Annotated in this window: 14 protein-coding genes; 6 read left to right on the forward strand and 8 right to left on the reverse strand. The window is 61.7% G+C overall.

Annotated elements, in window-relative coordinates; all coding sequences use genetic code 11:
- Positions 1-70: 70 nt before the first annotated feature.
- From FF124_RS07310 to ilvD, 3 genes are read right to left on the reverse strand one after another with little or no spacing between them, the layout of a single operon-like run.
- On the reverse strand, positions 71-328 hold the full coding sequence (locus FF124_RS07310; protein WP_138747850.1) for a hypothetical protein: 258 nt from the start codon (positions 326-328) through the stop codon (positions 71-73).
- On the reverse strand, positions 319-627 hold the full coding sequence (locus FF124_RS21020; protein ID WP_138747851.1) for a PadR family transcriptional regulator: 309 nt from the start codon (positions 625-627) through the stop codon (positions 319-321). Before FF124_RS21020 ends, FF124_RS07310 begins: the two co-directional genes overlap by 10 nt.
- A gap of 60 nt (positions 628-687) precedes the next feature.
- Positions 688-2523 (reverse strand): dihydroxy-acid dehydratase, encoded by a 1836-nt coding sequence (gene ilvD, locus FF124_RS07320; protein WP_138747852.1) that lies wholly within the window; start codon positions 2521-2523, stop codon positions 688-690.
- Between the two features lie 295 nt (positions 2524-2818).
- On the opposite strand from ilvD, the gene msrP reads away from it, so the two are divergent.
- From msrP to FF124_RS07335, 3 genes are all read left to right on the forward strand, one after another.
- Complete coding sequence (msrP, locus tag FF124_RS07325; RefSeq protein WP_138747853.1) at positions 2819-3802, forward strand: protein-methionine-sulfoxide reductase catalytic subunit MsrP; 984 nt, start codon at positions 2819-2821, stop codon at positions 3800-3802.
- 16 nt (positions 3803-3818) lie between these two features.
- A complete protein-coding gene (gene msrQ, locus FF124_RS07330) occupies positions 3819-4487 on the forward strand; it encodes a protein-methionine-sulfoxide reductase heme-binding subunit MsrQ (RefSeq protein ID WP_138747854.1) in 669 nt (222 codons plus the stop codon).
- A 91-nt stretch (positions 4488-4578) separates the two neighbouring features.
- Positions 4579-5421, forward strand: a complete 843-nt coding sequence (locus FF124_RS07335; RefSeq protein ID WP_246072332.1) for a DUF817 domain-containing protein — start codon at positions 4579-4581, stop codon at positions 5419-5421.
- Between the two features lie 29 nt (positions 5422-5450).
- Here FF124_RS07335 and FF124_RS07340 read toward each other — a convergent pair whose 3' ends face one another.
- From FF124_RS07340 to chrA, 3 genes are read right to left on the reverse strand one after another with little or no spacing between them, the layout of a single operon-like run.
- Complete coding sequence (locus FF124_RS07340) at positions 5451-6431, reverse strand: bifunctional riboflavin kinase/FAD synthetase (protein WP_138747856.1); 981 nt, start codon at positions 6429-6431, stop codon at positions 5451-5453.
- A 29-nt stretch (positions 6432-6460) separates the two neighbouring features.
- A complete protein-coding gene (locus FF124_RS07345; protein WP_138747857.1) occupies positions 6461-7309 on the reverse strand; it encodes a TIGR01459 family HAD-type hydrolase in 849 nt (282 codons plus the stop codon).
- A 57-nt stretch (positions 7310-7366) separates the two neighbouring features.
- Positions 7367-8698 carry a chromate efflux transporter gene (gene chrA / locus FF124_RS07350; protein ID WP_246072283.1) on the reverse strand — a complete coding sequence of 444 codons (1332 nt, stop codon included), beginning with the start codon at positions 8696-8698 and terminating at the stop codon, positions 7367-7369.
- A 251-nt stretch (positions 8699-8949) separates the two neighbouring features.
- On the opposite strand from chrA, the gene groES reads away from it, so the two are divergent.
- From groES to FF124_RS07365, 3 genes are all read left to right on the forward strand, one after another.
- Positions 8950-9246, forward strand: coding sequence for a co-chaperone GroES (gene groES / locus FF124_RS07355; RefSeq protein WP_138747859.1), 297 nt, complete (start codon positions 8950-8952; stop codon positions 9244-9246).
- An 82-nt stretch (positions 9247-9328) separates the two neighbouring features.
- On the forward strand, positions 9329-10981 hold the full coding sequence (gene groL, locus FF124_RS07360; protein ID WP_138747860.1) for a chaperonin GroEL: 1653 nt from the start codon (positions 9329-9331) through the stop codon (positions 10979-10981).
- 370 nt (positions 10982-11351) lie between these two features.
- Positions 11352-12035, forward strand: a complete 684-nt coding sequence (locus tag FF124_RS07365) for an outer membrane protein (protein ID WP_138747861.1) — start codon at positions 11352-11354, stop codon at positions 12033-12035.
- A gap of 79 nt (positions 12036-12114) precedes the next feature.
- On the opposite strand, the gene FF124_RS07370 is transcribed toward FF124_RS07365, so the two are convergent.
- A complete protein-coding gene (locus FF124_RS07370; RefSeq protein WP_138747862.1) occupies positions 12115-12606 on the reverse strand; it encodes a YciE/YciF ferroxidase family protein in 492 nt (163 codons plus the stop codon).
- 152 nt (positions 12607-12758) lie between these two features.
- Positions 12759-13475, reverse strand: a complete 717-nt coding sequence (locus FF124_RS07375; RefSeq protein ID WP_138747863.1) for a glutathione S-transferase N-terminal domain-containing protein — start codon at positions 13473-13475, stop codon at positions 12759-12761.
- Positions 13476-13559 lie beyond the last annotated feature (84 nt).

The raw sequence follows: 13559 nt of genomic DNA on the forward strand, positions 1-13559 counted from the left end.
AGTCGTCCTCTGTCATCTTCGTGCTCATGTCGACCTCCAATCAGTCGACATCCCATGAATCAGACAACGCTCAGCCGGGGAATCCCATTTCTTCAAACTGCGGCAATCCGTCCACACCGCCTAAATGGCCAGGAATTTCTGCCAAGTAAGCATCCCATTCTTCGTCATACCGCTCTCGCAATTCAAGCGGAAGTGTTCCGACAGCCAAACTCTTGACCCGACGCACGATCCAAGGATTCCAAGCGCGAAACTCTTCCGCAAGAATATTGGAAAAGGCTCCTCCCAGAAGGGTCAATACCGCAAGGAAGACTAGAGCAATCACGCCCATACAAGTCCCTCCCCCGCTGGACTGAACTCAGACGCTATTTGCCGACAATGTCTGGCGCCGTCAGCGGACAATTTATAATAACGTCGACGCGGACGCCCCAAAGCTTTGGGGTCTCCCGCCTCCCATTCGCTATGAAGCCAGCCTGCCCGCTCAAGTCGCATCAAAATTGGATAAAGGCTACCGGAAGCCAATCCGGTAGCCTTGCTTATTTCCGCACCTGAGAAGCGATCAAATGGTCGCTCAAGGATCGCCGACAGCACGCGCCGAGTCTGCTTTGTCAGTCTAATATCGTCACTCATGTAGAGAACTCTACATAGGGTGCGACATACTGTCAATTACCAAGTAGACGTTCCCCCTACCTATTCCGGCAGGATCCGCACCGCCCCCCTGTCGGCGCTGGCGGCAAACGCGGCGTAGGCCTTGAGCGCCGTCGTCACCTTGCGGCGGCGCGGTTGTTCCGGCTTCCAGCCCTTTTCGTCCTGCGCGCTGCGGCGGGCTTCGAGCTCCGACGGGGAAATGCGCAGATTGATGGTGCGGCCGGGAATGTCGATGTCGATCATGTCGCCGTCGCGCACGAGGCCGATGGCGCCGCCATTGGCCGCTTCCGGCGAGGCGTGGCCGATGGAAAGACCGGACGTGCCGCCCGAAAAGCGGCCATCGGTGATCAGCGCGCAATCCTTGCCGAGGCCCTTCGACTTCAGATAGCTGGTCGGGTACAGCATTTCCTGCATGCCCGGCCCGCCCTTCGGCCCTTCGTAACGGATGACGACGACGTCGCCGGCCTTCACCTCGTTGGAGAGGATGCCCTTGACCGCCGCGTCCTGGCTTTCGAAAACGACGGCGGGACCGGAGAACTTCAGGATGCTCTCGTCAACGCCGGCCGTCTTCACGATGCAGCCATTGAGCGCGATATTGCCCTTCAGGACGGCCAGCCCGCCATCCTTGGAGAAGGGATGCTCGGCATTGCGGATCGCGCCCGACACGCGGTCGAGATCGAGCTCGGCCCAGCGGCGGTTCTGCGAGAACGCTTCCTGCGACGGCACGCCGCCGGGGGCCGCCATGTAGAAATTGCGCACGCTTTCCGAATTGGTGCGCACGATATCCCACTGGTCGATCGCGTCGCCGATGGTGGCCGAATGCACCGTCGGGCTTTCCCGCTTGATCAGGCCCGCCCGATCAAGCTCACCAAGGATCGCCATGATGCCGCCGGCGCGATGGACGTCTTCCATATGGACATCGTTCTTGGCCGGCGCGACCTTGCACAGGCACGGCACGTAGCGCGACAGCCGGTCAATGTCGTCCATCGTGAAATCAAGTTCGGCCTCGTGCGCGGCCGCCAGAATGTGCAGCACGGTATTGGTGGACCCGCCCATGGCGATGTCCAGCGTCATGGCGTTTTCAAAGGCCGCCTTGCCGGCGATTTTGCGCGGCAGGACGTTTTCGTCCTCCTGCTCGTAATAGCGACGGGTGATGTCGACGATCTGGTGGCCGGCCTCAACGAAGAGGCGGCGGCGATCGGCGTGGGTGGCAAGCGTCGAGCCATTGCCCGGCAACGACAGACCAAGCGCTTCCGTCAGACAGTTCATCGAATTGGCGGTGAACATGCCGGAACATGAGCCGCAGGTCGGGCAGGCCGAGCGCTCGATCGACTGAACATCGGCGTCGGAAATCCGGTCATCGGCGGCGGCGACCATGGCGTCGACCAGGTCAAGCGCCTGTTCCTTGCCGTTCAGCACCACCTTGCCGGCCTCCATCGGGCCTCCGGAAACGAAGATCGTCGGAATATTGAGGCGCAGCGAGGCCATCAGCATGCCGGGGGTGATCTTGTCGCAGTTGGAGATGCAGACCATGGCATCGGCGCAATGCGCGTTGACCATGTATTCGACGCTGTCGGCGATGATCTCGCGCGACGGCAGCGAATAGAGCATGCCGTCATGGCCCATGGCGATGCCGTCATCGACGGCGATGGTGTTGAATTCCTTGGCAACGCCGCCGGCCGCCTCGATCTCGCGGGCGACAAGCTGACCGAGATCCTTCAGATGCACGTGCCCCGGCACGAACTGGGTGAACGAGTTGACGACGGCGATGATCGGCTTGCCGAAATCGCCTTCCTTCATGCCGGTCGCGCGCCAGAGACCGCGCGCGCCGGCCATGTTGCGTCCATGGGTCGTCGTTCTGGAACGATAGGCTGGCATGGGTCTTCCTTTCCAAAAAAAACGGGCGTCGGTACGGGAGCTCCTCTTCTCCGTACAGCCCTTTTCGGGCGAAAATCCGCCGTATTGAGTGTGTCGTAACGCAAATCACGGGGCCTGTCACTATCGCTTGGGGCGAAAATGGTACTCTCCGGTACGGTTGTGTGCGGACATCAATTCAAGGGCCTCTCACGCCCCGTACACGAAAATGTGGTTCAGATGTTTATTGTGAAGGAGGAAACTATCGGCGATCTTCCGACGTATAGCGTCATGAATGCCAATTCGGGAGGCAGAGATCATGCCAGCATACAAGCCGCCGCACATTCCGTCCTCTGAAATCACGCCGGAGCACATCTATCTGAAGCGGCGCACGCTTCTGGCCGCGGGCCTTGCCGCCGGCGCAACCTTCGTCACGGGCGCGGGCAGCGGCGAGGCGAACGCGGCGACGCTCACTCAGGCAGAGGCGCTGAAGACGGTGCCCGGCCCCTTCCCAAAGCCGAAGCGCGCGGAAACGAGCTTCGAGGACGTGACCAACTACAACAACTTCTACGAATTCGGCACGGGCAAGGCCGATCCGTCCAGGAATTCCGGCAGGTTCCAGCCCTATCCCTGGACCTTCGAGATCGGCGGCATGGTGCAGAAGCCGCAGACCGTCGATATCGAAACGCTGATGACCAAGTTTCCGCTGGAAGACCGCGTCTACCGCATGCGCTGCGTCGAAGCCTGGTCGATGGTCATCCCCTGGGTCGGCATTCCGCTGAAATCGATCATCGACATGGCCGAGCCGACCGGTTCGGCGAAATACGTCGCCTTCGAGGGCGTCGTGCGGCCGAAGGAAATGCCCGGCCAGAGCGGTTTCGGCCAGCCCATGCCCTGGCCCTATGTGGAGGGGCTCAGGCTGGATGAGGCCAATCACCCGCTCACCATCATCGCCGTCGGGCTTTACGGCAAGACGCTGCTGAACCAGTCCGGCGCACCGATGCGCCTTGTGGTGCCGTGGAAATACGGCTTCAAGGGCATCAAGTCGATCACGAAGATCACGCTGACCGATACCCAGCCGCCCAATAGCTGGAACCTGCTGCAGCCGAACGAATACGGCTTTTACGCCAATGTGAACCCGAATGTGCCGCATCCGCGCTGGAGCCAGGCCACCGAGCGCGTCATCGGCGAGGATGGCGGCCTCTTCGGCGGCGGCAAGCGCATCGACACACTGATGTTCAACGGTTACGGCGACGAGGTGGCAAGCCTTTACGCCGGCATGGACCTTGCGAAGTATTACTAGGCCGGCAGAGCGAGACATGGCCCCAACCAAAGCCAAATCATCCGGCGTCGCCTGGTGGCGCCCCGCCTCCGTCTGGGCGCTCTATGCCGTCGGGCTTCTCCCGGCCGTCTGGTATTTTTACCTCGGCGCGACCAACAATCTCGGCGTCGATCCGGTCAAGACCTTCGAGCACCTGCTCGGCATCTGGGCGCTGCGCTTCATCCTTTTGACGCTGTGCGTCACGCCGCTGCGCGATCTCGCCGGCATCAACCTCATGCGCTACCGGCGCGCGCTCGGCCTGCTCGGCTTCTATTACGTCGTCTTCCATTTCCTGGTCTATCTGGTGCTCGACCAGCAGATGAACCTTTCCGTCGTGGTGGAAGACGTCATCAAGCGGCCGTTCATCACCTTCGGCATGATCGCGCTCGTACTCCTCATCCCGCTGGCGCTGACCTCCAGCAACTGGGCGATCCGGACCCTGAAGCAGAACTGGATCCGCCTGCACAGGCTGGTCTACCTCATCGCCGCGCTCGGCACGCTGCACTTCGCCATGGGCCGGAAAGTGATCGGCCCGGAGATCATGTTCTACATCGCCGTCTGCGTGCTCCTCCTCGGCTATCGCCTCATCCGCCCGAAGCTGATGGAGCGCAAGCGCGCGCGGAAGAAGGCGGCGCGGATGCAGGCGGGCGTGAAGCCCGCAAGATAGACGCCATGCTTTCGCCGCATAGCGCCCGCTAGTTTCGCGGAAGGGAAACAGCAACAAGGGCCTTCCGGTGCACAAAGCCGCCTCGCCGCCGTTGATCGGCACGCTCGACTCATGGCTGACGAATATCGATCCGGCCCCGGCGCTGACCGGCATCCGCCGCTTCGCCGTCGAGTTCCTGTTCTTCGGCCTCAAGGAGGCGCGGGCCTGCCTGTTTGCCGGCCTATTCTTCGTTTCGATCTTCATCGTACCGCGCGAGGGTTTCCTGGGACTGCCGCGCTATGACGTGCTGCTGGTCATCGCGCTTGCGATCCAGTTCGCCATGATCCGGCTCGGGCTGGAGACCTGGGACGAGTTCCGGGCGATCTGCCTGTTTCACGTCGTCGGCTTCGCGCTCGAAGTGTTCAAGACGTCCGGCGCGATCCAGTCCTGGTCCTATCCGGATTTCGCCTATACCAAGCTTTTCGGCGTGCCGATGTTCTCCGGCTTCATGTATGCCGCCGTCGGCAGCTATATCATCCAGGCCTGGCGCATACTTCAGGTGCGCATCCTGCACCATCCGCCCTACTGGATGGCCGCTCTGGTGGCGCTGCTGATCTACGCAAATTTCTTCACCCATCATTTCATCGGCGATTATCGCTGGTATATCGCGGCGCTCGCCATCGGGCTTTACGCGCGGGCAACGGTGGTCTTCCGCCCCTATGACCGCGACCGGAAGATGCCGATGCTGCTTGCCTTCATCCTCATCGGCTTCTTCATCTGGCTTGCGGAAAACATCTCGACCTTCTTCGCCATCTGGCAATATCCGGACCAGATCGGCGCATGGTCGACCGTGCATCTCGGCAAATGGAGTTCCTGGACGCTGCTGGTGATCATGACCTTCACCATCGTCGTCTCGCTGAAACATATCCGGGAGAGCATCCACATTCCGCGCTGACGGCGGCGGAGACGGCCTGAGCGTCAAATTCAGAAGGCGATCTTTGCGTCGAGCGGCGAGAAGGGCTGAACGGCCGACAGCAGCGCCCGCGCCTGATCGGCATCGCGGTGCATCTGGGCGACGAGGGCCTCCAGCCCGTTGAACTTCAGCTCGTCGCGCAGGCGGCCGAAGAGAGAGACGGAACCGGTCTCGCCATAAAGATCGCCCTTGAAGTCGAAGATATAGGTCTCGAGCAACGGCCGTCCGTCCTCCACCACGGTCGGGCGGCGGCCGAAGCTCGCCACCCCGTCATGCAGCGTGCCGTCAGGACGACGATAGCGCACGGCATAGATGCCGGGGCGAAGCTTGGCGTCGGGATCGAACGCCATGTTGGCCGTCGGAAAGCCCAGCGTGCGGCCAAGTTTCTCGCCATGGATAACTTCGCCGGAGACCGTGTAGCGATAGCCGAGAAGGCCGGACGCCTCCACCACCTCGCCGCGGGTCAGAAGATCGCGGATGCGGCTGGAGGAGACGACCTCGGCATTCTCGTCGCGGAAGGCATCCATCAGCGTGACGCCGAAACCGTGGCGCTTGCCCGCCTGCATCAGATAGGCCGGGCCGCCCTCGCGGTTGCGGCCGAAATGGAAGTCGAAACCGGTGACGACCTCGCTGGCCGCCAGCCAGTCGATCAGCACGGTGGAGACGAATTCCTCGGGCGAGCGCTGCGAGAAGGTCCGGTCGAAGGGATATTCGATGACGGCGTGATAGCCCATCGCCTCCAGCAGGCGCGCCTTCATCGGCGCCGGCGTCAGCCTGAAGACCGGCGTCTTGGGATTGAAGACGGAACGCGGATGCGGTTCGAAGGTCAGCACCAGCGCCGGCACGCCGCGCTCCTCGGCAAGCGAGAGCGCGCGCCCCAGCACGCTTTGATGACCGCGATGCACGCCGTCGAAATTGCCGATGGCCACCACCCCGCCCTTCAGTTCGGATGGCAGGGGTTCACGAAACTCGTTGCGGTGAAATACGGTCATGTTCAGCTTCCAGATGAATGCGACCGACCTCAGGCGAGGTCGGGCATCCAGTATTTCGGCTCTGCGTTCCGCTCCGTCAAGAACCGATCGAGCGACGCTTCGTCAACCGTTCCGTCGACCGTGTAGTCACCCGCATGAATGCCTTCGGCGATGAACAGGAGGTCGAGACCGTAGTCGAGCGCGCCCTTCACATCGGTCGGCATGCCGTCGCCGATGGCAAGGACGCGGGCCTTGTCAACGTCGCCGAGAAGCGTACGGGCCGTCGCCATCGCCGCCTCGTAGATCGGCGTGTGCGGCTTGCCGGCAATGCGGGTCTCGCCGCCGAGCTCTTCATAAAGGGCGGCAAGCGCGCCGGCGCAGGGGATCAGCCGGTCACCGCGGGTGACGACAAGATCCGGATTGGCGCAGATCAGCGGCGCGCCGCGCGTCTGGAAGCCGAGGAGCATGTCGCGGTAGTCTTCCGGGGTCTCGGTCTCGTCGTCGAAGAAGCCGGTGCACAGAATGCCCTCGGCCGCCGTTTCGCCGACCAGTTCCGCGCCGGTTCCGTCGATCAGGCCGGTGTCGCGCTTCGGACCGAGATGGAAGAGCTTGCGCGGCCCCTCGGCAACGAGCGTCTTTGTCACGTCGCCGGAGGTGACGATCGCGTCATAGCTTTCATCATAGATTTCAAGGGCCGCAAGCTGCTCGACGACGGCGGGCGAAAGCCGGGGCGAATTGGTGAGCAGGATCACCGTCTTGCCGGCCGCGCGCGCATCCTTCAGCGCCTGCCGGGCCGCCGGAAAGGCCGCAACCCCGTTGTGGAGCACGCCCCAGACGTCGCAGAGCACGATGTCGTAATCGGCATAGAGCGCGCTGAGGGCGGGGATCAAACGGGGCATGGCGTGTCCTTTTGGTTTGGAAAGGTCGGTTGAAGGCGGGTCTTGCGGCCCTATTGGTCATAACCAGCTGGCAATGGCAAGCCCCGCAAGCCCTGCGCCCAGAAGAAGCGGCACAACGCCGATGCGGAACGCGAAAAGGGCAATGGCGGCAACAAGGCTCAACAGCAGCGACCAGACATGCAGGCTCGACCACACCGGCCAGACCGGCCCGGCGTCGATCAGGGGCGGCAGGGCAAAGAGTTCGATACGACCGACATGGTCGAACATGACATGCAGCGCAAACCAGAGCGACAGGTTGGCGATGACCCCGACGATCGCCGCGCCGATGCCGGCCATGGCGCCCGAAAGCGCCGGGTTCTTTCTCAGATCCTCGATGAACGGCGCGCCGGCGAAGATGAAGACGAAGCTCGGCACGAAGATCGCCCAGGCCGTGAGGAAAGCGCCGATGATGCCGGAGACGAACGGCGCGGCGAAGGCGGGCGCGGCATAGGCGCCGAGAAAGCCGACGAAACAGAGAACGAGAACCAAGGGCCCCGGCGTGGTCTCCGCCAGCGCCAGGCCGTCCAGCATTTCGGCGGGCGTCAGCCAGTGATAGGTCGTCACAGCCTCCTGCGCGACATAGGAGAGCACGGCATAGGCGCCGCCGAAGGAGAACAGCGCCACCTTGACGAAGAAGCCGAAGATCTCGGTGAGCGTCCCGGCTCCGCCGAGACCGGCGAGAATGCCAAGGGGCAAGAGCCAGACGAATGTCCACACGGAAATCGTGGCGATCGCGCGCATGCCCTTCTTCTGCCGGGTCGGCGCGGGCTCTTCATCCTCCGCGCCCGGATCGGGGCTGCCGCGCATGAGGAAATAGCCGGCGATGCCGGCGGCAAGCAAGACAAGCGGAAAGGCAATGCCGAACACGAACAACGCCACGAAGGCAATGACGGCGAACGCCACCGAGACCGGCCCTTTGAGCGATTTCTTCGCCATGCGCCAGAGCGCCTGGATGACGATGGCGAGAACCGCCGCCTTCAGCCCGGTGAACACCGCCTCGAGCCAGGATGTGTCGGCAAGGGCCGCATAGAGACCGGCAAGGCCGATGATGACGACGAGGCCCGGCACCACGAACAGCAGGCCCGCCGCCACGCCGCCGCGCGCGCCGAAGAGCAGCCAGCCGATATAGGTGGCAAGCTGCTGGGCCTCCGGGCCCGGCAACAGCATGCAATAGTTCAGCGCGTGGAGATAACGGTCTTCCTTAAGCCAGCGCTTCTCCTCGACCACGATCCGGTGCATCAGCGCGATCTGGCCGGCCGGACCGCCGAAGGACAGGCAGCCGATGCGGGCAAAGACTGCGACCAGTTCGCCAAAACTCGGTTTTGTGTTGCAATCGGCGGCTTCCGTCACAATCTCCTCGCATTCCGGTCGAATTTAGCGCCTACGGGTTATCGTCGCGACGTAAAGCCTGTATGAAGGGCGCCATCCACGGCGTACGGTCTCCCGCCGGCCAGGCAAAAAAATCTTTTGCCGATTTCTTGACACGCCGCATCCCACCTCCTAAATCTCCGCCATTAGCACTCACCCAGTGAGAGTGCTAACACTTATCCAGGTGGCCGCGTCAAGCGGCTGCGAATGTCATTTGATCGAGGGTACAGACAATGGCAAGCATTTCTTTCCGCCCCCTGCACGACCGCGTCGTCGTACGTCGCGTTGAGTCCGAGGAAAAGACCAAGGGTGGCATCATCATCCCCGACAGCGCCAAGGAAAAGCCGCAGGAAGGCGAAATCGTCGCCGTCGGCAACGGCGCACGTGACGATAGCGGCAACGTTGTCGCGCTCGACGTCAAGGTCGGCGACCGCGTTCTGTTCGGCAAGTGGTCGGGCACCGAGGTCAAGCTCGACGGCGAAGACCTTCTGATCATGAAGGAAGCCGACATCATGGGTGTTGTCGCCTGATCGGCGGTCATCCCTGACGCTTACCATTCCATTCAGCCGGGCTTTTGAGCCCATCAAGGTTTGATAAACCAGGAGTTTTCAAATGGCTGCCAAAGAAGTCAAATTCGGCCGCACGGCCCGCGAAAAGATGCTCGACGGCGTCGACATTCTCGCAAACGCTGTAAAGGTCACGCTCGGCCCCAAGGGTCGTAACGTTGTTATCGAAAAGTCCTTCGGCGCTCCGCGCATCACCAAGGACGGTGTTTCGGTCGCCAAGGAAATCGAACTTGAAGACAAGTTCGAAAACATGGGCGCCCAGATGGTCCGCGAAGTTGCTTCGAAGACCAACGACAATGCCGGTGACGGCACCACCACGGCGACCGTTCTGGCCCAGGCCATCGTCAAAGAAGGTTCTAAGGCCGTTGCTGCCGGCATGAACCCGATGGACGTCAAGCGCGGTATCGACCTCGCCGTTGCCGAAGTCGCCAAGGAACTCGTCGCCAAGGCCAAGAAGATCAACACCTCGGCTGAGGTTGCCCAGGTCGGCACGATCTCCGCCAACGGCGAAAAGCAGATCGGCGAAGACATCGCCGCCGCCATGCAGAAGGTCGGCAATGAAGGCGTGATCACGGTTGAAGAAGCCAAGACCGCCGAAACCGAACTGGAAGTTGTCGAAGGCATGCAGTTCGACCGCGGCTACCTGTCGCCCTACTTCGTGACCAACTCCGAGAAGATGGTTGCCGAGTTGGAAGACTGCTACATCCTGCTGCACGAAAAGAAGCTTTCCAACCTGCAGGCCATGCTGCCGGTTCTGGAATCGGTCGTACAGTCCAACAAGCCGCTCCTCATCATCGCTGAAGACGTCGAAGGCGAAGCGCTTGCAACGCTCGTCGTCAACAAGCTGCGCGGCGGCCTGAAGATTGCTGCCGTCAAGGCGCCTGGCTTCGGCGATCGCCGCAAGGCCATGCTCGAAGACATCGCCATCCTGACGGGCGGCACGGTGATCTCCGAAGATCTCGGCATCAAGCTCGAGAATGTTACCCTCGACATGCTCGGCACGGCCAAGAAGGTCTCGATCACCAAGGAAAACACCACGATCGTCGACGGCGCCGGCCAGAAGGCCGACATCGAGGCGCGCGTTGCCCAGATCAAGGCCCAGATCGAGGAAACCACCTCCGACTACGACCGCGAGAAGCTGCAGGAACGTCTTGCCAAGCTCGCCGGCGGCGTGGCCGTGATCCGCGTTGGCGGCGCCACGGAAGTCGAAGTCAAGGAAAAGAAGGACCGCGTCGATGACGCCCTGAACGCAACCCGCGCGGCCGTTCAGGAAGGCATCGTTCCCGGCGGCGGCGTAGCCCTGCTGCGTGCCTCCGCTGCCGTCAAGTCCAAGGGCGAGAACGCCGATCAGGACGCCGGCATCGCCATCGTTCGTCGCGCTCTGCAGGCTCCGGCCCGCCAGATCGTCACCAACACCGGTGACGAAGCCTCGATCGTTGTCGGCAAGATCCTTGAGAACAGCGACTTCAACTACGGCTGGAACGCCCAGACCGGCGAATATGGCGACATGATCGCCATGGGTATCGTCGACCCGGTCAAGGTTGTCCGCACGGCCCTGCAGGACGCAGCCTCGGTTGCATCGCTGCTGATCACCACCGAAGCCATGATCGCCGAAGCGCCGAAGAAGGAATCGGCCGGCGGCGGCATGCCCGACATGGGCGGCATGGGTGGAATGGGCGGCATGGGCGGCATGATGTAATCAGGCGAAAGCCTGATTACGGAACAGCACGCCCATGATCCCGGATGGTTCAGCGCGGCAAGCGCGCTGAACTGGCGGCATGATTAAATCAGGCGAAAGCCTGGTTGCCGAGCGCCCAGCTCGACCAATCGAAATTTGGAAAAGGCGCCTTTCGAGGCGCCTTTTTCTTTGCGCTTTCAAACGGAAAGACGACATCCGCCAAAAAACATGAGCAAACTTTAATATTTGGTTGCGGAAGGACCGGACACCTGCTGAAACTGATGATCTTCAAGGCAAGCTGCGAACAGGCATGGCGTTTCATTCCGCGTTTCGGGAACAGACCGCGCGTGCCCGCCGCCGCGACACAAAACATGCAGGGTGAACTCTCAAGATGAAAGCATATCTTCTGGCGCTTGTCGCCGCTGCGGCCGCGACGTCTGCTCAAGCCGCCGATCCGATGGTTGCACCGGTTCCGCAGGCACCGGCCGCCTACGACTGGACAGGCGCCTATTTCGGCGCGGAGGGCGGCTATGGCTGGCTTGCGGGTGAAGTGCCGAACGACCTCTTCACCGGCACCAAGACGGAGAGCGCCGATGGCGGCGCTGCGGCCTTCTTTGCCGGGTATTCCCATCAGCTTGAAAACCATGTCGTGGTCGGCATCGACGGATCGTTCGGCTATAACTGGAACGACAATTCCTACACCATCGTTTCGCCCTACCCGATGCTGAACGGCCAGAGCGTGACCTTCGGGACAGAATGGCGGGCGAGCGTAGAAGGCCGCGTCGGCTATGCCTTCGATCGCCTTCTGGTCTTCGCCTCCGGCGGCTGGGCCGCAACGCGGCTTGAGGGCTCCTTCTCGCTGACCGGTATGAGCTATGACGAGGTCATGAACGGCTGGACGCTCGGCGGCGGCATCGACTATGCGATCAGCGACAACGTCTTCGCCCGGCTGAAGGCTAGCTACAGCGACTACGGCTCAACCGACATCATCACCCAGGCAACGGGTATTCCGGGCCTGCCCGACAGCAAGCTCAGCCAGGCAAGCCTGATGGCTGGCATCGGCTTCAAATTCTGACCTCGCGGCCTTTCGAAAGCCCCATACGTGAAAAAGGGCGGCCGGGCCGCCCTTTCCCATACTCGGCCCGTCGGAAGCCTCAGGCCGCTTTCGCATGCGCGTTCAGCGATTTCTCCGCAAGTTTGGAGAGCTCGAGATCGGCCGTCGACTCCTGCTCGAAAGTCTCTTCCAGAAGCTTGGCGACCTCCTTCTTGTCGAGCTGCTTCGCCCAGGCGATCAGCGTGCCGTAGCGGGCCATCTCGTAATGTTCCACGGCCTGGGCGGCGGAAATGAGACCGGCATCGAGAGCGGGCGTATCCTTGAAATCCTCGATGATCTCCTCGCCTTCTTCGATAATGCCCTGGATCGCCTCGCAGGTCTTGCCGCGGGCGGGCTTGCCGAGCAGTTCGAAGACCTGCTGCAGGCGCTCGATCTGGCCTTCGGTCTCTTCCTTGTGGTTGCGGAAGGCCTCGGCAAGGTCTTCGGATTGCGCCGCGCGCGCCATTTTCGGCAGCGCCTTCACGATTTGGCGTTCGGCGAAATAGATGTCTTTCAGCGTGTCGAGAAACAGGTCGTCCAGTGTCTTGGTCATGTTCGGATCTCCTCGTTTTGAAAGCATGTTTGCTTTTGTGACGAAGAAACGCGGTGCCGCGCTAAACGGTTCCTGACAAAGAATGGGCAGCCAATGAAAAAGCGCGGCCGATCGACCGCGCTTTTGCGTGTTTACGTTTTCCGCGCCCTGCCTCAGGCTTCGGCGGGAACCGTAAAGCCCTTGACGCTGGCGGGACGATCCGAGCAGCGCTCTACCCAGGCGGAGACAGACTTGAAATCGGAAAGCTGCAGCACATCGGCCGCGTCATAGCCGACCGACAGGCCGCGCACCCAGGGAAAGAGAGCGATATCGGCGATCGAATAGGCCGAATAATCCTCGCCCATGATGAATTTGCGATCGCGCAGACGGCCTTCCAGAACGCCGAGGAGCCGGCGGACTTCCTTCTTGTAGCGCTCGACCGGATAGGGATTGTTGGCGACCTTGTCGGCGGCATATTTGTAGAAATGGCCAAACTGGCCGAACATCGGCCCGACGCCGCCCATCTGGAACATCACCCACTGGATCGTCTCATAGCGGCCGATCGGGTCGTTTGGGATCAGCCTGCCGGTCTTCTCGGCAAGGTAAAGCAGGATCGCGCCGGATTCGAACAGGCCGACCGGCGTATCGTCGGGACCGTGCGGGTCGATGATCGCAGGGATCTTGTTGTTGGGGTTCAGCGACAGAAACTCCGGCGACATCTGGTCGTCCGTGCCGAAGGATACGCGATGCGCCTCATAGGGCAGTTCAAGCTCCTCAAGCGCGATCGAAATCTTCACGCCATTGGGGGTCGGAAGCGAATAGAGCTGAATGACGTCCGGGTCTTTCGGCGGCCATTTCTGGGTGATCGGGAAATCGGACAAGCGTGACATGGACGCTCCTGAAAATGTTTTGCGGTTAAGTGCCAGATGTGCAGTGCGGGGGAATTTCGCAAGCCCATGCTTGTCATTAAAATG

This window comes from Martelella lutilitoris (assembly GCF_005924265.1).
Classification (GTDB): Bacteria; Pseudomonadota; Alphaproteobacteria; order Rhizobiales; family Rhizobiaceae; genus Martelella; species Martelella lutilitoris.

What these genes read in the sequence shown, in the direction of transcription:
- FF124_RS07375 (WP_138747863.1), bottom strand. Translation starts at nt 13,475, where the DNA reads ATGTCACGCTTGTCCGATTTCCCGATCACCCAGAAATGGCCGCCGAAA.
- FF124_RS07370 (WP_138747862.1), bottom strand. Translation starts at nt 12,606, where the DNA reads ATGACCAAGACACTGGACGACCTGTTTCTCGACACGCTGAAAGACATC.
- groES (WP_138747859.1), top strand. Translation starts at nt 8,950, where the DNA reads ATGGCAAGCATTTCTTTCCGCCCCCTGCACGACCGCGTCGTCGTACGT.
- FF124_RS21020 (WP_138747851.1), bottom strand. Translation starts at nt 627, where the DNA reads ATGAGTGACGATATTAGACTGACAAAGCAGACTCGGCGCGTGCTGTCG.
- msrQ (WP_138747854.1), top strand. Translation starts at nt 3,819, where the DNA reads ATGGCCCCAACCAAAGCCAAATCATCCGGCGTCGCCTGGTGGCGCCCC.
- groL (WP_138747860.1), top strand. Translation starts at nt 9,329, where the DNA reads ATGGCTGCCAAAGAAGTCAAATTCGGCCGCACGGCCCGCGAAAAGATG.
- ilvD (WP_138747852.1), bottom strand. Translation starts at nt 2,523, where the DNA reads ATGCCAGCCTATCGTTCCAGAACGACGACCCATGGACGCAACATGGCC.
- msrP (WP_138747853.1), top strand. Translation starts at nt 2,819, where the DNA reads ATGCCAGCATACAAGCCGCCGCACATTCCGTCCTCTGAAATCACGCCG.
- FF124_RS07345 (WP_138747857.1), bottom strand. Translation starts at nt 7,309, where the DNA reads ATGCCCCGTTTGATCCCCGCCCTCAGCGCGCTCTATGCCGATTACGAC.
- FF124_RS07340 (WP_138747856.1), bottom strand. Translation starts at nt 6,431, where the DNA reads ATGACCGTATTTCACCGCAACGAGTTTCGTGAACCCCTGCCATCCGAA.
- FF124_RS07365 (WP_138747861.1), top strand. Translation starts at nt 11,352, where the DNA reads ATGAAAGCATATCTTCTGGCGCTTGTCGCCGCTGCGGCCGCGACGTCT.
- FF124_RS07310 (WP_138747850.1), bottom strand. Translation starts at nt 328, where the DNA reads ATGGGCGTGATTGCTCTAGTCTTCCTTGCGGTATTGACCCTTCTGGGA.